The sequence below is a fragment of the Hydrogenophaga sp. genome, assembly GCF_030373245.1.
GTDB lineage: Bacteria > Pseudomonadota > Gammaproteobacteria > Burkholderiales > Burkholderiaceae_C > Hydrogenophaga.
The window spans coordinates 845,882-864,811 of the sequence record NZ_JAUCZF010000001.1; the positions used below are offsets into that span (position 1 = coordinate 845,882).

Below are 18,930 nucleotides of genomic sequence, written 5' to 3' on the forward strand. Positions count from 1 at the left end.
GTATGTCAGCCCGCTTGGCATCAGCGGAGCCTGAGGGCTCCATGCCTCAAAGCTCGCCCTGGCGCAGCGCCTGCAAGTCAAGCACCCGCACGCCGCCGTACTCCACCCGAATCCAGCCTTTGGCCGACAGGGTGGAGAGGGCTTCGTTGACCCGCTGGCGCGACAAGCCGACCAGATAAGCCAGCTCCTGCTGCGTGATGCGCAGGATGCCGCCCACGCTGGGGTAGAGCAGCGGGTGGAACATGGCGGCCAGGTTGCGCGCCACGCGCAGGTCGGGGCTGCCAAGGCGATCGATTTCGCGCGCCGCGATGAACTGACCCAGGCGCTCATTGAGCTGGTTCATCACGAAGCGGTTGAAGCCCAGCGAGTGGTCGAGCAGCCAGTCAAAGGTGGCGACCGGAATGCCGGCCACATGGCTCTTGCGCAGGGCCTGGATGTTGTACCGGTATTGCTCGTGCTTGAGCACCGTGCCCTCGCCAAACCAGCCGCCTGGCGCGACGCCGGTGAAGGTGATCACCGGGCCGAGGGATTCGTCGTTGCTCATTTTGAGCAGGCCGTCGACCAGGCCGAACCAGTAAGTGACCGGGCGCCCGATGCGGCAAACGTAGTCGCCCGCTTGCGCGGCAGTGACCACCAGTGCGTCTTCCGCGCGCTCACGTTCTCCCGCATTCAGCGCCTGCAACCAGGGAATGCGCGCAAGCTCTTCGGGGGTTAGCGCGCGAGCGCGAGCGCGCAGCGGCGAGCTCGGTCTGGGCGAAGCGGAAGGGCTCATCGGGCGATGGGTACTAGGGAAAGTCCCAGGAGGGCAGACCCTTCAATTGTCGTCCAACCGACAACATAGCGTCAAACATCGACCTACGATGACACCCAGAATGATCGGCATGGATGCTCTGCGCACCGCACGCGCCAAGCCTTCCGCGCCATTGGAGACAAGCATGCAAACCACCTTCCCCCGGCTGTTGCTGGACCACGCCAAAGCCCGCCCGGCGGCGCCTGCCATGCGTGAAAAGGAATACGGCATCTGGCAGACCACCAGCTGGGCCGACATGGCCAAGCTGGTCGAGGCCCTCGCCTGCGGTCTGCACCAGGCCGGCCTGAAACGCGGCGAGCACATGGTGGTGATCGGCTCCAACCGTCCGCGTCTCTACGCCACCATGCTGGCCGCGCAGTCGCTGGGCGCGATCCCCGTGCCGCTGTACCAGGACGCGGTGGGCGCCGAATGCGTCTTCCCAATCAACAACGCCGAGGTGCGCTTCGTGGTGGTGGAAGACCAGGAGCAGGTCGACAAGATGCTGGAAATCCGCGAGCAATGCCCGCAGATTTCCCATATCTACTTCGATGATCCTCGCGGTCTGCGCAAATACGATGAGCCGGGCCTGAGCGCGCTGGAAGAGCTCATCGCCGCCGGGCGGGCTTTCGCCAAGGTGCACCCGGATCTGTTCGGTGAACAGGTCGAGCTGGGCCAGCCCGACGACGTTGCCGCCATGTTTTTCACCAGCGGCACCACCGGCAAGCCCAAGGGCGTGGTGCACACACACCGCACGCTGATTGACCGCGCCGACGTGGGCGCCCGCTTCGACAAGCTGACCCCCGATGACGAGGTGCTGGCCTACCTGCCGCCAGCCTGGATCGGCCAGAACATCTTTTCCTACGCGCAGTGGCTGGTCGCCGGCTACGTGGTGAACTGCCCCGAGTCCAGCGGCACCGTGACCATCGACCTGAAGGAGGTCGGCCCCACCTACTATTTCGCGCCACCGCGGGTGTTCGAAGGCCTGCTCACCTCGGTGATGATCCGCATGGAAGATGCGAGCGCGCCCAAGCGCAAGCTGTTCCACGCCTTCATGGACGTGGCCAAACGCGTTGGCCCCGACAAGATGGACGGCAAGGCGCTGGGCTTCATGGATTCGTTGAAATACGCGCTGGGCAATGCCCTGGTCTATGGCCCGCTGCGCAACAGCCTGGGCATGAGCCGGGTCCGGGTCGCTTACACCGCCGGTGAAGCCATTGGCCCCGACCTGTTCAGCTTCTACCGCTCCATCGGCATCAACCTGAAGCAGCTCTACGGCTCGACGGAAACCGCGGTGTTCGTCTGCCTGCAACCGGATCACGAGGCGCGCGCCGACACGGTGGGCGTGCCCTGCGAAGGTGTGGAGATAAAGCTCTCGGAGAGTGGAGAGATTCTGGTGAAGTCACCGGGTCTGCTCAAGGAGTACTACAAGAATCCCGAAGCCACGGCCGAGGTGCTGACCGCCGACGGCTGGTACCACACCAGCGATGCCGGCTTCATCGACGCCAGCGGCCACCTCAAGATCATCGACCGGGTGAAAGACGTGGGTCGCATCAAGGGCGGCGCCTTCGACAAGGCGATGTTTGCGCCGAAGTACGTGGAGAACAAGCTCAAGTTCTTCTCGTACATCAAGGAAGCCGTGGCCTACGGCGACCAGCGCGAGAAGGTGTGCGTGATGGTCAACATCGACATGGACGCCGTAGGCAACTGGGCCGAGCGCCGCAATCTGCCGTACGCCGGCTACACCGATCTGGCGCAGAAACCTGAGGTGTACGAACTCATCCGCGACTGCATGGAGAAGGTCAACGCCGACCTCAGCCGCGACGAGCTTCTCGCCGGCAGCCAGATCAGCCGCTTCCTGGTGCTGCACAAGGAGCTGGACGCCGACGACGGCGAGCTCACCCGCACCAACAAGGTTCGCCGTGGCTTCATCGGCGAAAAGTACCAGCCCCTGATCGACGCGCTCTACGGCAACCAGACCGAGCAGTACATCGAAACCCAGGTGAAATTTGAAGACGGCCGCACCGGCAGCGTGAGCGCCACGCTCAAGGTGGCCGATGCCAAAACGTTTGCCCCCGTGAAGGCTGCAGCATGACGAAAAAAATCGGCGACGTCGTGCTCGACGTCAACAACATCAGCTTGCGCTTTGGTGGCGTCAATGCCTTAACCGACATTTCCTTCAATGTGAGGGAGCACGAGGTGCGCGCCATCATCGGCCCCAACGGCGCCGGCAAGAGCTCCATGCTGAACTGCATCAACGGCGTCTACACGCCGCAAGAGGGCAGCATCACCTTCAAGGGCAAAACCTTCAGCCACATGAACTCGCGCCAGGTGGCCGAGATGGGCATCGGCCGCACGTTTCAGAACCTGGCGCTGTTCAAGGGCATGAGCGTGATCGACAACATCATGACCGGGCGCAATTTGCGCATCAAGAGCAACCTGTTCCTGCAGGCGCTGCGCATCGGGCCAGCGCAGAAAGAAGAAGAGAAGCACCGGGAGTTTGTTGAACACATCATCGACTTTCTCGAGATTCAGGCCTTCCGAAAGACGGCTGTCGGCACCCTGCCCTATGGCCTGCAAAAACGCGTTGACCTCGGCCGGGCGCTGGCGATGGAGCCGCAGGTGCTGCTGCTCGATGAGCCCATGGCCGGCATGAACATGGAGGAGAAGCAGGACATGAGCCGCTTCATCCTGGACGTGAACGACGAGTTCGGCACCACCATCGTGCTGATCGAGCACGACATGGGCGTGGTGATGGACATCTCCGACCGCGTCGTCGTGCTGGACTACGGCAAGAAGATCGGCGACGGCACACCCGAGGAGGTGCGCAACAACGAAGAAGTCATCAGCGCGTACCTCGGTACGAGCCACTGAGCGGAGACTACAACATGGCTTTTTTCATTGAGACTCTGATTGGCGGCCTGATGGCCGGCATGTTGTATTCCCTGGTGGCGCTGGGCTTCGTGCTGATCTTCAAGGCTTCGGGTGTATTCAACTTTGCGCAGGGCGCGATGGTGCTGTTTGCCGCGCTGGCCATGGCCCGTTTCTCGGAGTGGATTCCGGGCTGGCTGGGCATCGAGAACAAGCTTCTGGGCAACGTGATTGCCTTTGTGCTGTCGGCGGTGCTGATGTTCATCCTGGCCTGGCTGATCGAGCGGCTGGTGCTGCGCCACCTGGTGAATCAGGAGGGCGTGACCCTGCTGATGGCCACGCTGGGCATCACCTACTTTCTCGATGGATTTGGCCAGACCATCTTCGGCAGCGCGATCTACCAGATCGACGTCGGTATGCCAAAAGACCCTGTGTTCCTGTTCGAAGGCATCTTTTCCGGCGGCATTCTGGTCAACCTCGAAGATGTGTACGCGGCCTGCATCGCCGCGCTGCTGGTCGCGGTGCTCTCGCTGTTCTTCCAGAAAACTGGCACTGGCCGCGCTCTGCGTGCGGTGGCCGACGACCACCAGGCCGCGCAATCCATCGGTATTCCGCTGAACCGCATCTGGGTCATCGTCTGGTTCGTTGCCGGCCTGACCGCACTGGTGGCCGGCATCATCTGGGGCTCCAAACTGGGCGTGCAGTTTTCGCTCACCACCCTGGCGCTGCGCGCCCTGCCTGTGATCATTCTCGGCGGCCTGACCTCGGTGCCCGGCGCCATCATCGGCGGCCTGATCATCGGCGTGGGCGAAAAACTGTCCGAGGTTTACTTGGGCCCCTATGTGGGCGGCGGCATCGAGATCTGGTTCGCCTACATGCTGGCGCTGGTGTTCCTGCTGTTCCGCCCACAAGGCCTGTTTGGTGAAAAGATCATCGACCGCGTATGAAGTACGCGAGCAATTGTTTTTCGAAGAAGGCACAACGCGCGAAGCGTGTTGGGCGCGGGCACTCAGTGCCCGCGCAGCACCGCAGGTGCGCCCTCGTGCAAAAGATCATCGACCGCGTTTGAGATGAAGCACCCCCTGCGCCGCTTCGCGTCTTCCTCCTTTCTCGCCTGCGGCGGGAGGGGAACGCTCCCAGAGGCCCGGCAAAGCCGGCTCCTCGGGAGCGCTGGTTAAGGCACCGCTCGCTGAATAGGTTGAGACAAAGGAAAAGAACATGTTCTACAGAGAAAACGGCCAGTTCAAAACCAGCTACCGCGCTGACCAGCAGATCTTTGCGATTGCGCAAGACCGCTGGCTGATCCTGGCGCTGATTGTCTTTGCTTTCGTCGGCGTGCCGCTCCTGGTGGACGAGTACATGTACCGCGCCATCCTGATCCCGTTCCTGATCCTGTCGCTGGCGGCCATCGGCGTGAACATCCTGGTGGGCTATTGCGGCCAGATCTCGCTGGGCTCGGGCGCCTTCATGGCGGTGGGCGCCTACATGGCCTACAACACCTATGTGCGCATCGACGGCATGCCACTCATCGTGGCGCTCCTTTCGGGAGGCTTCTTCGCCACGCTGGTGGGCATCATCTTCGGCATTCCGAGCCTGCGCGTCAAAGGGCTCTACCTGGCCGTGGCCACACTGGCCGCGCAATTCTTCTGCGACTGGGCGTTTCTGCGCATCGGCTGGTTCACCAACAACAGCGCGTCCGGCTCTGTGGCGGTGTCCAACCTGAACGTGATGGGCTGGACCATCAACACGCCAGTCGAAAAATACCTGTTCTGCCTGGGCTTTCTGGTGGTGTTTGCGCTGCTGGCCAAGAATCTGGTGCGTTCGGCCATCGGCCGCGAATGGATGGCCATTCGCGACATGGACGTGGCTGCTGCGGTGATTGGCATCCGCCCCATGTACGCCAAGCTCAGCGCGTTCGCCGTGAGTTCTTTCATCATCGGCGTCGCCGGTGGTCTCTGGGGCTTTGTGCACCTGGGCTCCTGGGAGCCGGCCGCCTTCTCTATCGACCGCTCGTTCCAGCTGCTGTTCATGGTGATCATCGGCGGCATGGGTTCCATCATGGGCAGCTTTTTCGGCGCCGCCTTCATCGTGGTGCTGCCCATCTTCCTGAACCAGTTCCTGCCTTTCCTCGGCAGCATGGTTGGTATTGAAATCTCCACGGCGGCGGTCTCGCATACCGAATTCATGATCTTTGGTGCGCTCATCGTCTGGTTCCTGATCGTGGAGCCACACGGTCTGGCCAAACTTTGGAGCATTGGCAAACAGAAACTGCGGTTGTGGCCTTTCCCGCACTGAGATCGGCGCGGCTGAAGCTCGTCGCGCATTGGGGTGACACCCGATGGGGACATTCCCGATGCGCACGATGCTCAGACGCGTTGAACTGACAGGCCCTGGGGTTTTTTTGTGTTGGTTTTTTTAGGAGACAAATGAAATGAAGATGCGTACTCTGGCTCTCTCCATCGCGGTCGCCACCGCGGGCTTGTCGTCTGCACTGGTGTCCACCGCTGCTTTCGCGCAGGCCAAGGAGCAATTCTTTCCCTCGCTGGTCTACCGAACCGGCGCCTACGCGCCCAACGGCGTGCCGTTCGCCAACGGCTATTCCGACTACATGAAGCTGGTGAATGCCCGCGGCGGCATCAACGGCGTCATGACCCTGGTCGAAGAGTGCGAAACGGGCTACGCCACCGACCGTGGCGTGGAGTGCTACGAGCGCCTGAAGGGCAAGAACGGCGGAGCCACCGTGTTCCAGCCGCTGTCCACCGGCATCACCTTCGCGCTGACGGAGAAAGCACCCATCGACAAGATCCCGCTGCTCACCGGCGGCTATGGCCGCAGCGAATCCGCCGACGGTGGCGTGTTCAAGTGGAACTTCCCCCTGGCCGGCACCTACTGGGTGGCTGCCGACACCATCATCCAGCACCTGGGCAACAAGAACGGTGGCCTGGACAAGCTCAAGGGCAAGAAGATCGCACTGGTCTACCACGACAGCCCATTCGGCAAAGAGCCGATTCCCCTGCTGCAAGAGCGCGCCGCCATGCACGGCTTCTCGCTCAGCCTGCTGCCCGTGACCCACCCCGGTGTTGAGCAAAAAGCCACCTGGCTGCAGATCCGCCGCGACCGCCCTGATTACGTCATCAACTGGGGTTGGGGCGTGATGAACTCCACCCTGCTGAAGGAAGCACAGGCCACCGGCTACCCGCGTGAAAACATCTACGGCGTGTGGTGGGCCGGTGCCGAGCCTGACGTGAAAGACGTCGGCATGGGTGCCAAGGGCTACAACGCCATCATGATGCAGCACGGTGCCGAGCCGAACTCCGACGTGGCCAAGGAAGTGTTGTCAAAGCTGCACGCCAAGGGCCAGGGCACCGGGCCGAAAGAGGAAGTGGGCCAGGTGCTGTACATGCGCGGTCTGACGGCAGCGATGTTTGCGGTGGAAGGCGTGCGCGCCGCCCAGGAGCGTTTTGGCAAGGGCAAGGTCATGACCGGCGAGCAGGCTCGCTGGGGCTATGAAAACCTGAACCTCACCCAGGCCAAGCTGGACGCCCTCGGGTTCAAAGGCGTGATGCGTCCGATCTCTACCAGCTGCAAGGACCATATGGGTGCAGCCTGGGCCCGAGTGCATACCTGGGACGGCACCAAGTTCGTCTGGTCGTCTGACTGGCTGCAGGGTGACTCGCAGATCATCGACCCGATGGTGAAGGCAGCCGCCGACAAGTACGCCGCCGAGAAGAAGCTGACGCGCCGCGCACCGGCCGACTGCCAGAGCTGATGTGAACACCCCCGCCGGGCTTCGCCCGCCCCCCTCCAGGGGGCGACACCTGCGGCCCGGCAAAGCCGGTTCCGCGGTGTCCCCTGAATGGGACACGGCGCGCGCGGCGGGGTTTCTCATCTGAATCGTGGCTGGCCCTCCAGCCGCCATCGTCAAGACCGGCATGCCGCGTCTTGCCAATGGCTCCCAAGGAACAACGCATGAGCACTGAAACCGCAACCCCTGTCCTCAACGTCAACGGCATCGAGGTCATCTACAACCACGTGATCCTGGTGCTCAAGGGGGTGTCGCTGACCGTGGCCGACGGCCAGATCGCGGCCATCCTGGGTGGCAACGGCGCGGGCAAGACAACGACGCTGCGCGCCATCTCCAACCTGCTCAAGGGGGAGCGCGGTGAGGTCACCAAGGGCAGCATCGAGCTCAAAGGGGAACGCATCGAGAACCTGAGCCCGGCCGATCTGGTGAACCGCGGTGTGGTGCAAGTGATGGAGGGCCGCCACTGCTTCGCCCACCTGACGATCGAGGAAAACCTGCTCACTGGCTCGTACACACGGACCGACAAGGCTGAGATCGCGCGCAACCTGGAGAAGGTCTACACCTATTTCCCACGTCTGAAGACACGCCGCACCTCACAGGCCGCCTACACCTCTGGTGGCGAGCAGCAGATGTGCGCGATTGGCCGCGCGCTCATGACCAACCCCAGCATCGTGCTGCTCGACGAGCCCTCGATGGGTCTGGCGCCGCAGCTGGTGGAAGAAGTGTTCAACATCGTGCGCGACCTCAACACCAAGGAAAAAGTCACGTTCCTGCTGGCTGAGCAAAACACGAACATGGCCCTGAAATACGCTGACTACGGCTACATCATGGAAAGCGGCCGGGTGGTGATGGACGGCGCCGCTGCCGATCTGCGCAACAACGAAGACGTGAAAGAGTTTTACCTTGGCATGGGCGGTGGCGAACGCAAGTCGTTCAAGGATGTGAAGTCGTACAAGCGTCGGAAAAGGTGGCTGGCCTAGCCAGAGACCTTTTCTCGGGCTTGTCGCCCACCCCCGCGCCGCGCTTTCAGCGCGTCACCCCCTCAAGGGGGCAACACCTGCGGCCTGGCAAAGCCAGTTCCGCGGTGTTCTTGAACCAGTCACCTCACACGACCATTTGTCGCAACAGCCATGACCGAATTTTTTGACGCTCTGGAAACCCGATCTGCTGACGAGCGCGAGGCTGCGCAGATGGCGGCGCTGGCTGGGCAACTGGCGCACGCGCAACGGCACAGCGCTGCACTGGCCGAAATCCTCAAAGACGTGGACCCGACCAGCGTCTCCAGCCGCGCTGCGCTGGCCCGGCTGCCGGTCACGCGCAAGCACGAGCTGCTGGAGCGGCAAAAGGCCTCGCGGGCAGCAGGTGGTGATGCGTTCGGTGGTTTCTCGGCGATGGTGCGCGGCCCGGCCATGACCCGCATCTTTGCTAGCCCTGGACCGATCTACGAACCTGAGGGCTCTGGCGCCGACTACTGGCGCACGGGTCGTGCGCTGTACGCCGCCGGGTTCCGAAAAGGCGAGCTGGTGCACAACGCTTTCAGCTACCACATGACCCCAGGAGCCTACATCCTGGAAGCGGGTGCCCACGCAGTGGGCTGTACCGTGTTCCCGGCCGGCACTGGCCAGACCGAACAGCAGCTCGACGCCATCCGCGACCTGCATCCCGACGCCTACACCGGCACCCCCAGCTTCCTGCGGATCCTGCTGGAGAAGGCGGCCGAAGCGGGAGTTGACATCTCCTGCATCCAGAAGGCCTCGGTGGGCGGAGAAGCCTGCCCACCGAGCCTTACCGCCTGGTTCAAGGAGCGCGGTGTCGACGTTTACCAGACCTACGCCACCGCGGACCTTGGCCTGGTGGCCTACGAGACCCCGGCACGCGAGGGCCTGTTGCTCGAAGAGCAGGTGATCGTCGAGATCGTGCGTCCGGGCACGGGCGACCCTTTGCCTGCGGGCGAAGTGGGCGAGCTGGTGGTCACCACGCTGAATGCAGGCTACCCGCTGATCCGTTTCGGCACCGGCGACCTGTCGGCCATGCTGCCTGGCACCTGTCCGACCGGGCGCACCGCACCGCGCATCAAAGGCTGGATGGGCCGCGCTGACCAGACCACCAAGGTCAAAGGCATGTTTGTGCACCCGTCGCAGGTGGCCGAGGTTGCTCGCCGTTTTCCGCAGGTCGGCAAGGCGCGCCTGGTGGTGAGCGGTGAAATGGCCAATGACCAGATGTGCCTGCAGGTCGAGGCTAGCGAGGCGGCTGAAGGGCTGAGCGAGCAGATTGAAGCCGCGGTGCGCGAGGTCACCAAGCTGCGCTCTCAGGTGCAGCTGGTGAGCCCGGGCAGCCTGCCCAACGACGGCAAGGTGATTGAGGACGCGCGCAGCTACCAGTGAGCGCGCAGCGACCGTCGTGCTGCGGCGCAACATGGCGGTCAGCTCCGAAACGGTCCCGGGTTTACCCACCCTGGTTGCTAAGTACTATCCGCGATGCCCGCCGAGTTCGGCGCCGATAACATCGCCGGAGTTTTTCCCAACCTGGAGACTTTCCATGAAAAAAGCCCTTGCCTTTGCCCTGACCGCTGTGGTCTCCGCCGGTGCCTTTGCCCAAGGTTATCCCGCCAAACCCATCACCTTCGTCGTGCCGTTCGCCGCCGGCGGCCCGACCGACACGGTCGCACGCCAGCTCGCCGAGGCCATGCGCAAGCCGCTGGGTGACGCGACCATCATCGTGGAAAACGCAGCCGGTGCCGGCGGCACCATCGCAGGCACCAAGGTGGCCCGCGCCAATCCGGATGGCTACACCCTGCTGGTCTGGCACATCGGCATGGCATCCACTGCCGGCCTTTACCGCAAGCTGCAGTTCAAGGCGCTGGAAGATTTCGAGTACCTGGGCATGATCAACGACGTGCCCATGACGCTCATCGGCTCGCCCAAGCTGCCCGCCAACACTTACCGCGACTTCGAGAACTACATCCGTGCCAACGGCGGCAAGCTCAACCTGGCCCATGCCGGCCTGGGATCGGCCTCGCACCTGTGCGGTCTGATGTGGCAGTCGGCCGTCAAGCTCGACAAGGCCATGACCACCATCGCCTACCGTGGCACCGGCCCGGCCATGAACGACCTGATCGGCGGCCAGGTCGACGTGATGTGTGACCAGACCACCAACACCGTCGCCCAGATCGAAGCGGGCCGCGTGAAGGGTTTTGCCGTCACCACCGCCAAGCCGCTGAGCAACAACAAGGTGCTCAAGGACTACCCGACCTTGCAGGAAATGGGTCTGAAGGACTTCAACCTCACCATCTGGCACGGTCTGTATGCGCCCAAGGGCACGCCAGCCGACGTGACCAAAAAGCTGAACGACGCGTTGCTGGTCGCTCTGAAGGATCCCGATTTCATCAAGAAGCAAGAGGCCCTGGGTGCTGCCGTTGTCACCGACAAGCGCATGACGCCCGCTGGCCACAAGGCTTTCGTGGCCGACCAGATCACCAAGCTCAAGACCGTGATCGACGCCGCCGGCCAGTTCGCCGACTGACTGTGACCCACCCCTGCGGCGCTTTGCGCCGTCCCCCCAAGGGGACGACACCTACGGACGGGCATGGCCCGATCCTGGGTGTCACTGGGTGAAGACCTTGCCACCACCGATCCCGATCCGGGTGGTGGACTCCATCACCGAACTGCAGCCCGCCGACGCGGGCTGCATTGCTTTGAGCGGCTCCCACGGTGGCCTGAGCTCAGCCCGTTACGCCATAGCCGCCAGGCCCTGTCTGAGTGTGTTCAACGACGCAGGTGTAGGCAGGGAAAACGCCGGCATCGCGGGACTCGGCGCCCTGCAAGCCGCTGGCCTGGCAGCGCTCACGGTGTCGCACACCAGCGCCTGCATCGGACAGGCCGCCAGTACACTGCATGACGGCATCGTCAGCCACTGCAATCCCCAGGCCCTGGCACTGGGATTCGAGACCGGAAAGCCACTGGCCGACCAGTTGGACATCATCACAAACACAAGGAGACACCCATGACGCCCACCACCCTTTTGCCCGCAGCCCGAACCCGCCGCCGCAGTCTTGGCCTGCTGGGCGGCTTGCTCGCTGGCCTCGCCTTCAGCAGCGGCGCGCAGGCTCAGGCCAACTGGCCCAGCAAACCGGTGCGCATCGTGGTGCCATTCGCTGCTGGCGGCACCACCGACATCCTCGCACGCGTGCTCGCACCCGAACTCTCCAAGGCGCTGGGGCAGCCCTTCCTCGTGGAAAACAAGGGTGGCGCTGGCGGCAACATCGGTGCCGACGCGGTGGCCAAGTCACCCGGCGACGGCTACACCCTGCTCATGGGCACGGTGGGCACGCATGGCATCAACAAGTCGCTTTACAGCAAGCTGCCCTACGACCCCCAGAAAGACTTCGCTCCCATCACCCTGGTCGCCGGAGTGCCCAACGTGATGGTGATGAACGCCAAACGAGCGCAGGCCCTCGGCATCAACTCCGTGACCGACTTCGTGCGCTACGCCAAAGCTCATCCGGGCCAGCTCAACATGGCCTCCAGCGGCAATGGCACTTCGATCCACCTGGCGGGTGAACTGTTCAAGGCACGCAACGGCATCTTCATGACCCACATCCCCTACCGCGGGTCTGCGCCAGCCATGGCCGATCTGCTGGGCGGCGCCACCGACGTCATGTTCGACAACCTGCCCTCGGCCATGCCCCACATCAAACAAGGCACCCTGAAGGCGTTTGCGGTGACCAGCGCCGTGCGTTCGTCCAGCCTGCCCGAGCTGCCAACGATCGCAGAAGCCGGTGCGCTACCGGGTTTCGAGGCCAGCTCCTGGTTTGGTTTGCTCGCTCCAGCTGGCACGCCGCCCGAAGTGGTCAACCGGCTGCAGCAGGAAACCGCCAAGGCCCTGAACCTGCCAGCCACCCAGGAGCGGTTGCTGTCGCTGGGCGCCATCCCGAGCGGCAACACCCCCGCCGAGTTCACTCAGCTGATTGCCGCCGAGATCGCGAAGTGGGCGCCGGTGGTCCAGGCCTCGGGCGCCAAGGTCGACTGATCCTGACACACGCCGGGCGCGTCAGGGCAGGCGCGACCCGGTTCCGACCCCGCCTCAAACGCCCCAGACCACCTCGACCTGCGCCTTTTCGCAGCGCTGCAGCATTTCGATGAAAGGCGCACTGCGCAGGCGCAGGCTTACCTTCGGAAATTCGGGTGGCGGCTCGCCCTGTGCCTGAGCCTCTTCGCGCAGGCGTTTCTGCGTGGCCTCTTCCAGCACCACCGCATCGCGCAACGCTTGTACCGCCGCGGGAATTTGCTGCGGCAGGATCACACCCGCCGCACTGGCGTCTTTGCCAATGATCTCCAAAATGTGCTGGCCGTCGGGCTGCAGCATCACGAGATCGCCGGTTTCGCGGGACTTGAATCGGTACAGGGACATGGTGTGCTCCTCAATGGCGTGCAATGACCCATTCTTGCACCCTGAGCACCGATCAGGATCCCGAACAGATCAAATGGGCTGCGGGTAATCCCCATGGGCAGGCAATATTTCATGCCTAAACTAATGAACCATGAACGCCCCGCTCGACCTCGAAGCCCGCGCACACAGCGAACACGCGCAGGAACTGCGGCTGTGGCTGCGCCTGCTGACCTGTTCGCAACTGATCGAGAAACGGGTACGCGCAGGCCTGCGTGAGCAGTTCGACACCACACTGCCCCGTTTTGACCTCATGGCCCAGCTGGAACGCCACCCCGAAGGGCTGAAGATGAAGGAGTTGTCGCACCGGCTCATGGTCACCGGCGGCAACGTCACCGGCATCACCGACCAGCTGGTGGCCGAGGGGCTGGTCGAACGGCTGGGTGTGGACGGGGACCGCCGCGCGTTTCGCGTGCGCCTGACTGGCCGCGGTCACGCTGCGTTCGCCGCCATGGCGACCCAACACGAGCAATGGATCGTCGACGCCTTCGAAGGCCTGGCACCGCGAGATCTGGACCAGCTCCACAGGCTGCTGGGCAAGGTCAAGCAGCATCAACTTGATATCAATGCCCGTCTGGACCCCGACCCGATCGAATAAGTCGCCCCCAAGGACCCGCCGCCCATGAAGCACCCCATCCCCGACCACAACCCGATGCGCAGCCAGTACGGCCCGGTGGCGAATCGCGCCCCGCAGCATTTCGCGCTCAGTGTGGTCGACGGCGTGGCCACAGTCACGCTCAACCGGCCCGAGCGCAAGAACCCACTCACCTTCGACTCCTACGCCGAGCTGCGCGACTGGTTTGTGTCGTTGCAGCAAGCCACCGACGTCAAGGCCGTGGTGCTGACGGGCGCGGGCGGCAACTTCTGCTCGGGTGGCGATGTGTTCGAGATCATCGGTCCGCTCACGAAGATGTGCATGCCCGAACTGCTGGCTTTCACACGAATGACCGGCGCTCTGGTCAGTGCCATGCGCGCCTGTCCTCAGCCCATCGTCGCGGCCCTCGACGGCGTGTGCGCCGGTGCCGGCGCCATGATGGCGCTGGCCTCCGATCTGCGGCTGGGCACGCCCGCGGCCACGGTCGCCTTCCTCTTCACCCGCGTCGGTCTGGCCGGAGCCGACATGGGCGCCTGCGCCCTGCTGCCGCGCATGATCGGCCAGGGCCGCGCCAGTGAACTGCTGTTCACCGGCCGCGCCATGTCCGCCACCGAAGCACTGGCCTGGGGCTTCTTCAACGCACTGCACGAGAGCGACGCACTGCTGCCTGCAGCACACAAGCTTGCCTCGCAACTCGCGCAAGGCCCTACCTTTGCCCACGGCATGACCAAGACCATGCTGCACCAGGAATGGGCCATGACACTGGACCAGGCCATCGAAGCCGAAGCCCAGGCACAGGCCATCTGCATGCAGACACAAGACTTCCAGCGCGCCTTTGAGGCTTTCGCTGCCAAGCAGCGCCCGCAATTCCAAGGTGATTGAGGTGGTGGCGTTTGAACAACCCCACCCTCATGGCGCCTTGCCACCGCTGGCTCACCTGGAGCTGCCGTTTTTCGACGACGAGCACCGCGCGCTGGCCAACCGGCTGGCGCCCTGGGCGGCATCGCAAGAGGTCGATGAGTCGGACGACCGCACCGCCTGCCGCGAGTGGGTGCGGCGCCTGGGCGCCGATGGCTGGCTGCGCTACTGCGTCGCCGCCGACCATGGCGGCGCTTTGCCCACGCTGGACTCGCGCGCGCTGGTCATCCTGCGCGAAACCCTGGCCTACCACTCGCCCCTGGCCGACTTCGCCTTCGCCATGCAAGGCCTGGGCAGCGGCGCACTGTCGCTGGCCGGAACACCCGAGCAGCAAACGCGCTACCTGCCGGCCGTTGGGCGCGGCGAGAAGATCGCCGCCTTTGCCTTGAGCGAGCCCGACGCCGGCTCCGACGTCGCGGCCATGGTCACCCGTGCCACACCGTCGGCCAGCGGCTGGACGCTCAACGGCTGCAAGACCTGGATCAGCAACGGCGGTCTGGCCGACTTCTACCTCGTCTTCGCCAAGACCGATCCAGACGCCGGTTCGCGCGGCATCAGTGCCTTCGTGGTGGACGCCGACTGCACCGGACTGGACAGCAGCGAACACCTTCACGTGATGGCGCCGCACCCGCTCGCCACCCTGCGCTTTACCGACTGCGCCGTCACCAGCGATGCGCTCGTCGGACCGCAGCAAGGCGGCTTCAAGCTCGCCATGAAGACGCTCGACATTTTCCGACCCTCGGTCGCCGCCGCCGCGCTGGGCATGGCGCGCCGCGCCTTCGCCGAAGCCGTGGCGCATGCAAAGAGCCGCAAGATGTTCGGCCAGACCCTGGCCGATTTCCAGCTCACCCAGGCGCGTCTGGGCGAAATGGGTGCGCTGATCGACGCCGCCGCGATGCTCACCTACCGCGCGGCCTGGATGCGCGACCGCAGTGCCACCAGCGGCGCCGGTACAGCTGCCTACACCGCCGCCGCGGCGAGTGCCAAGCTCACCGCCACCGAAAACGCACAAAAGGTCATCGACATGGCGTTGCAGCTGTTTGGTGGCCGCGGCGTGCAAGTGGGGCAGGTGATCGAGCACCTGTACCGCGACATCCGCTCGCTGCGCATTTATGAAGGAGCGAGTGAAGTGCAACTGTTGATCCTGGGCAGACACGCCCTGAAACCCTGATCGCCCGTGGAGTCCGCCATGGCCAGCGCCCAGATCGACCGCTTTGTTCAAGACCGCCTGCCGCCGCCCGATCAGTGGCCGGCGTTCTGCCATGAGCTGCCCGAGCTGCAACTGCCGCCGAAGCTCAACCTGGTGCAGACGCTCTTTGAGCGCGCAGCCGCCAACGGACACGCCGAGCGACCGATGCTGCGCAGCGACGTTCGCACGCTGAGCTACACCCAGGCCCAGATCGAGGTCAACCGCATCGCCAACGTGCTCACCGGCGAGCTGGGCCTGGTGCCGGGCAACCGCGTACTGCTGCGCGGGGGCAATTCCATCGCCATGGCGCTGGCCTGGCTCGCAGTGGTTCAAAGCGGACTGATCGCGGTGGCCACCATGCCGCTGCTGCGCGCGCGCGAACTCACCACCATCCTCGACAAGGCGCAGCCCAGCGCCGCCCTGTGCGACGTGCATCTGCAAGATGAGCTGCGCAGCGCATGGTTGTCCGACACGGCCAGAGCCGCCCTTCCCTTTCTGGTCTTCAATACGCCCGACGTGTCTCCGGGTTCGCTCGAAGCACTGGCGCAAGCCAAGTCCACCCACGCCTCACCCTGCCCCACCGCCGCCAGCGACATTGCCCTGCTCGCCTTCACTTCGGGCACCACCGGCAGCCCGAAGGCCGCGGTTCACAGCCATGGCGATGTGCTGGCTGCCTGTGAAACCTGGCCGCGCAATGTGCTGCGCGCCACGCCCGACGACATCGTGGTCGGCTCGCCGCCACTGGCCTTCACCTTCGGCCTGGGCGGCCTGCTGATTTTCCCCATGTGGGCTGGTGCATCGGTCTACTTTCCCAGCATCCCCTACACGCCCGAAGCCATGGTGATGCTGATCGCGCAGGTGGGTGCCACCATCTGCTACACCGCGCCCACCTTCTACCGCCAGATGGCGCCATTTGCGAAGCGACACGGCGTGGGCCGCCTGCGCATCACCGTGAGCGCGGGCGAAGGCCTGCCCGATGCGACACGCCAGCTGTGGAAGGATGCCAGTGGCATCGAGATGCTCGACGGCATCGGCGCCACCGAGATGTTCCACATCTTCATTTCAAGCGCGCCCGAAACGGTGCGCCGCGGCGCCATCGGTCAGGTGGTGCCAGGCTACACCGCGCGCATCGTGGACGACAACGGCCACGAACTGCCCATCGGCGAAGTGGGGCGGCTTGCGGTCAAAGGCCCGACCGGCTGCCGCTACCTCGACGACCCGCGCCAGCGCAGCTACGCGCGGGACGGCTGGAATTTTCCTGGCGATGCGTTCCGGCAAGATGCCGATGGCTACTTTTTCTACCACGCCCGGACCGACGACATGATCATCACGTCGGGCTACAACGTGGCGGGCCCGGAGGTGGAGGCGGCCTTGCTGGCCCACCCGTCGGTGGCCGAATGCGGTGTAGTCGGCCGACCCGACGACGAGCGCGGCATGGTGATCGTGGCCTACGTCGTGCTCAAGCCGGGTCAGCTGCCCGATGGTGCGCAGACCAAGGCCTTGCAAGACCATGTGAAAAACACCCTGGCGCCTTACAAATACCCGCGCGATGTGGTGTTTGTGGACCAGCTCCCGCGCACCGAAACCGGCAAGCTGCAACGTTTCGCCCTGCGCAAGCTGGCCGCGAGCGCCAGCACCTGAACAGGAGTCCTTCATGCAACTGCTGCAACCCCCTGGCTGGGCCGCCGCCAAAGGTTATGCCAATGGCGTGGCTGCGCGCGGCACACTGATTTTTGTGGGGGGCCAGATCGGCTGGAACGCCGCGCAACAATTCGAGAGCGACGATTTCATCGAGCAGACCCGGCAGGCGCTGGACAACGTGCACGCGGTGCTGGCCTGCGCAGGCGCCGGGCCGCAGCACATGGTGCGCATGACCTGGTACATCGTCGACCGGGTGGAATACAACGCCCGCCTGCGTGAGTTGGGCGAGGCCTACCGGGCGGTGATGGGCAAGTGCTTTCCCGCCATGACCTGCGTGGAGGTCAGCGCCCTGGTCGAAGCGCGCGCGCGGGTGGAGATCGAGGTCACGGCCGTTTTGCCCGACGCCTGAAGGCGCAGCCTCATCGGTGCACACCAGAAAAAAACCGCTTCCGGGCCTTGACCCGGAGCGGTTTTTTTTACGGACGGATGAACAGGCGCGGCGAGCGCCCTCCACCCAGACCGCCTCGCATCACTTGATGCCCAGCACCTCGATCTGCACCCGACGGTTGGGTTGCAGACAAATCACCTGCTGGGCTTTGGGTGGCGTGGTGCTGCATTGCACCAGGGGTTCGCGCGACCCACGGCCTTCGGTGGTGGTCTTTGCAGCCTTGACGCCCAGGCCTTCCAGGTAGGCGCGCACCGTGTTGGCCCGCGTGAGGGACAAAGCATCGTTGTACGCCGTTCTGCCGTAACGGTCGGTGTGACCGATGAAGTCGAGGGTCTCGATGCTGCGGTACTTCTTCAGGCTCTCAGCCACTTCGCGCAGTCGCTCCAGGCCACCCGGCAGCAAGTCGTCGCGCCCGGCCTTATTGAACTTGAACAGCGCATCGCCGAGCAGCACGATGCTCTCTTTTTGCACAACGACCGGCGCCGGTGCGGGGGCCGGTGCCGGCGCAAGTCCCGCACCTGGGGCAGCGGCGGGAACGGCACAGCTGGCCGCCTCGTCGGCGGCGCGGCGCACCGCGTCTTCAGCCATGGCCACATGCGGCGTGGCCTGGCGCCAGCCAGTCTGCTCCTGGGCGTGTCCGGCGCGCACCAGACGAACTTCGGCGCACGCAACGGTGCGTGCGTTGCAGCTCAGCGTGGCAGGGTTGTTCTTGAAGCCAGCCAGCTTGGCCCAGAGATCGTCGCGCAACTTGACGCTGCCTGCGACCAGCGGCGTGTCCAGCCCGGCCCGCGCGGCCTTGTCGGCCTCCAGCGCCTGGGTGATCTTGATCGACTCGGCCAGCGACTCTTCCACATAGCCGGTGCGGTCGTTCTCGTGGTATTGCGTCTTCGCAGTGTCCAGCCAGCACTGTGCCTTGGCCAGCGAGTAGTTGTTCTGCAACACACCAGCCTCGTTGAGCGCGCGCAGCCGCTGCTGCACCGTCTCCATCGTCTTGCGGTCACCAAGGATGCGCTCGTCGGTGATGCGCGCGGCCTGAGGCGTCAGACCGGTGGCTTGCGCGGTGGGCGCCGGTGCTGGCTGGCTGAAACCGGCGCAGCCTGTGATCGCCAGAGCAGACAAGAGAAGGGGAAGGGCGAAGGTCTTGCGCATAAGAGGGGGCATCGGATCAGGGTGCGGGCGGCTCACAAGGTGCCCTGCAAAGGAGTTGGCAGCGGTGGTGTCTTTCATGGCC

At 64.3% G+C, this 18,930-nt stretch carries 18 protein-coding genes; 15 read left to right on the forward strand and 3 right to left on the reverse strand.

Going from position 1 to position 18,930, the window contains the following annotated elements; all coding sequences use genetic code 11:
* Window positions 1–46: 46 nt before the first annotated feature.
* On the reverse strand, window positions 47–772 hold the full coding sequence (locus tag QUV25_RS04045; protein ID WP_300861491.1) for a Crp/Fnr family transcriptional regulator: 726 nt from the start codon (window positions 770–772) through the stop codon (window positions 47–49).
* Between the two features lie 163 nt (window positions 773–935).
* Between QUV25_RS04045 and QUV25_RS04050 the strand changes: the two genes are divergently transcribed.
* The 10 genes from QUV25_RS04050 (at window position 936) to QUV25_RS04095 (ending at window position 12,491) form a co-directional block, all read left to right on the forward strand.
* On the forward strand, window positions 936–2,882 hold the full coding sequence (locus tag QUV25_RS04050) for an AMP-binding protein (protein ID WP_300861493.1): 1,947 nt from the start codon (window positions 936–938) through the stop codon (window positions 2,880–2,882).
* Window positions 2,879–3,661 carry an ABC transporter ATP-binding protein gene (locus QUV25_RS04055; protein WP_300861494.1) on the forward strand — a complete coding sequence of 261 codons (783 nt, stop codon included), beginning with the start codon at window positions 2,879–2,881 and terminating at the stop codon, window positions 3,659–3,661. The genes QUV25_RS04050 and QUV25_RS04055 overlap by 4 nt, the downstream gene beginning before the upstream one ends.
* 14 nt (window positions 3,662–3,675) lie before the next feature.
* The gene (locus tag QUV25_RS04060; protein ID WP_300861496.1) at window positions 3,676–4,605 is read left to right on the forward strand and encodes a branched-chain amino acid ABC transporter permease; all 930 of its coding nucleotides are present in this window, start codon (window positions 3,676–3,678) and stop codon (window positions 4,603–4,605) included.
* Window positions 4,606–4,876: 271 nt separating this feature from the next.
* Complete coding sequence (locus tag QUV25_RS04065; protein ID WP_300861497.1) at window positions 4,877–5,953, forward strand: branched-chain amino acid ABC transporter permease; 1,077 nt, start codon at window positions 4,877–4,879, stop codon at window positions 5,951–5,953.
* A gap of 136 nt (window positions 5,954–6,089) precedes the next feature.
* The gene (locus QUV25_RS04070) at window positions 6,090–7,427 is read left to right on the forward strand and encodes an ABC transporter substrate-binding protein (protein WP_300861499.1); all 1,338 of its coding nucleotides are present in this window, start codon (window positions 6,090–6,092) and stop codon (window positions 7,425–7,427) included.
* A gap of 200 nt (window positions 7,428–7,627) precedes the next feature.
* Window positions 7,628–8,443, forward strand: coding sequence for an ABC transporter ATP-binding protein (locus QUV25_RS04075; RefSeq protein ID WP_300861500.1), 816 nt, complete (start codon window positions 7,628–7,630; stop codon window positions 8,441–8,443).
* A gap of 150 nt (window positions 8,444–8,593) precedes the next feature.
* Complete coding sequence (locus tag QUV25_RS04080; RefSeq protein WP_300861502.1) at window positions 8,594–9,847, forward strand: AMP-binding protein; 1,254 nt, start codon at window positions 8,594–8,596, stop codon at window positions 9,845–9,847.
* A 154-nt stretch (window positions 9,848–10,001) separates the two neighbouring features.
* A complete protein-coding gene (locus QUV25_RS04085; protein ID WP_300861504.1) occupies window positions 10,002–10,985 on the forward strand; it encodes a tripartite tricarboxylate transporter substrate-binding protein in 984 nt (327 codons plus the stop codon).
* Between the two features lie 97 nt (window positions 10,986–11,082).
* Window positions 11,083–11,469: a hypothetical protein gene (locus QUV25_RS04090; RefSeq protein WP_300861507.1), complete on the forward strand. Its 387-nt coding sequence runs from the start codon at window positions 11,083–11,085 to the stop codon at window positions 11,467–11,469.
* Complete coding sequence (locus QUV25_RS04095; protein ID WP_300861508.1) at window positions 11,466–12,491, forward strand: tripartite tricarboxylate transporter substrate binding protein; 1,026 nt, start codon at window positions 11,466–11,468, stop codon at window positions 12,489–12,491. Before QUV25_RS04090 ends, QUV25_RS04095 begins: the two co-directional genes overlap by 4 nt.
* A 54-nt stretch (window positions 12,492–12,545) precedes the next feature.
* Here QUV25_RS04095 and QUV25_RS04100 read toward each other — a convergent pair whose 3' ends face one another.
* Window positions 12,546–12,872, reverse strand: coding sequence for a DUF1840 domain-containing protein (locus tag QUV25_RS04100; protein ID WP_300861510.1), 327 nt, complete (start codon window positions 12,870–12,872; stop codon window positions 12,546–12,548).
* A 130-nt stretch (window positions 12,873–13,002) separates the two neighbouring features.
* On the opposite strand from QUV25_RS04100, the gene QUV25_RS04105 reads away from it, so the two are divergent.
* The 5 genes from QUV25_RS04105 to QUV25_RS04125 are packed head-to-tail and all read left to right on the forward strand — an operon-like array spanning window position 13,003 to window position 17,660.
* On the forward strand, window positions 13,003–13,506 hold the full coding sequence (locus QUV25_RS04105; protein WP_300861511.1) for a MarR family transcriptional regulator: 504 nt from the start codon (window positions 13,003–13,005) through the stop codon (window positions 13,504–13,506).
* A 24-nt stretch (window positions 13,507–13,530) separates the two neighbouring features.
* Window positions 13,531–14,385, forward strand: a complete 855-nt coding sequence (locus tag QUV25_RS04110) for an enoyl-CoA hydratase family protein (RefSeq protein ID WP_300861513.1) — start codon at window positions 13,531–13,533, stop codon at window positions 14,383–14,385.
* A 1-nt stretch (window position 14,386) separates the two neighbouring features.
* Window positions 14,387–15,592, forward strand: a complete 1,206-nt coding sequence (locus tag QUV25_RS04115) for an acyl-CoA dehydrogenase family protein (protein WP_300862025.1) — start codon at window positions 14,387–14,389, stop codon at window positions 15,590–15,592.
* Between the two features lie 18 nt (window positions 15,593–15,610).
* On the forward strand, window positions 15,611–17,251 hold the full coding sequence (locus QUV25_RS04120) for an AMP-binding protein (RefSeq protein ID WP_300861515.1): 1,641 nt from the start codon (window positions 15,611–15,613) through the stop codon (window positions 17,249–17,251).
* Between the two features lie 13 nt (window positions 17,252–17,264).
* Complete coding sequence (locus QUV25_RS04125; protein ID WP_300861516.1) at window positions 17,265–17,660, forward strand: RidA family protein; 396 nt, start codon at window positions 17,265–17,267, stop codon at window positions 17,658–17,660.
* Window positions 17,661–17,780: 120 nt separating this feature from the next.
* Here the strand turns inward: QUV25_RS04125 and QUV25_RS04130 are convergent, their stop codons facing one another.
* Entirely contained in the window at window positions 17,781–18,926 is a 1,146-nt protein-coding gene (locus QUV25_RS04130) for an OmpA family protein (protein WP_300861518.1), read from the reverse strand.
* Window positions 18,927–18,930: the final 4 nt, after the last annotated feature.

Excerpts from the sequence above, each read along its gene's own strand:
- QUV25_RS04045 (WP_300861491.1), bottom strand. The coding sequence starts at position 772 with ATGAGCCCTTCCGCTTCGCCCAGACCGAGCTCGCCGCTGCGCGCTCGC.
- QUV25_RS04050 (WP_300861493.1), top strand. The coding sequence starts at position 936 with ATGCAAACCACCTTCCCCCGGCTGTTGCTGGACCACGCCAAAGCCCGC.
- QUV25_RS04055 (WP_300861494.1), top strand. The coding sequence starts at position 2,879 with ATGACGAAAAAAATCGGCGACGTCGTGCTCGACGTCAACAACATCAGC.
- QUV25_RS04060 (WP_300861496.1), top strand. The coding sequence starts at position 3,676 with ATGGCTTTTTTCATTGAGACTCTGATTGGCGGCCTGATGGCCGGCATG.
- QUV25_RS04065 (WP_300861497.1), top strand. The coding sequence starts at position 4,877 with ATGTTCTACAGAGAAAACGGCCAGTTCAAAACCAGCTACCGCGCTGAC.
- QUV25_RS04070 (WP_300861499.1), top strand. The coding sequence starts at position 6,090 with ATGAAGATGCGTACTCTGGCTCTCTCCATCGCGGTCGCCACCGCGGGC.
- QUV25_RS04075 (WP_300861500.1), top strand. The coding sequence starts at position 7,628 with ATGAGCACTGAAACCGCAACCCCTGTCCTCAACGTCAACGGCATCGAG.
- QUV25_RS04080 (WP_300861502.1), top strand. The coding sequence starts at position 8,594 with ATGACCGAATTTTTTGACGCTCTGGAAACCCGATCTGCTGACGAGCGC.
- QUV25_RS04085 (WP_300861504.1), top strand. The coding sequence starts at position 10,002 with ATGAAAAAAGCCCTTGCCTTTGCCCTGACCGCTGTGGTCTCCGCCGGT.
- QUV25_RS04095 (WP_300861508.1), top strand. The coding sequence starts at position 11,466 with ATGACGCCCACCACCCTTTTGCCCGCAGCCCGAACCCGCCGCCGCAGT.
- QUV25_RS04100 (WP_300861510.1), bottom strand. The coding sequence starts at position 12,872 with ATGTCCCTGTACCGATTCAAGTCCCGCGAAACCGGCGATCTCGTGATG.
- QUV25_RS04105 (WP_300861511.1), top strand. The coding sequence starts at position 13,003 with ATGAACGCCCCGCTCGACCTCGAAGCCCGCGCACACAGCGAACACGCG.
- QUV25_RS04110 (WP_300861513.1), top strand. The coding sequence starts at position 13,531 with ATGAAGCACCCCATCCCCGACCACAACCCGATGCGCAGCCAGTACGGC.
- QUV25_RS04120 (WP_300861515.1), top strand. The coding sequence starts at position 15,611 with ATGGCCAGCGCCCAGATCGACCGCTTTGTTCAAGACCGCCTGCCGCCG.
- QUV25_RS04125 (WP_300861516.1), top strand. The coding sequence starts at position 17,265 with ATGCAACTGCTGCAACCCCCTGGCTGGGCCGCCGCCAAAGGTTATGCC.
- QUV25_RS04130 (WP_300861518.1), bottom strand. The coding sequence starts at position 18,926 with ATGAAAGACACCACCGCTGCCAACTCCTTTGCAGGGCACCTTGTGAGC.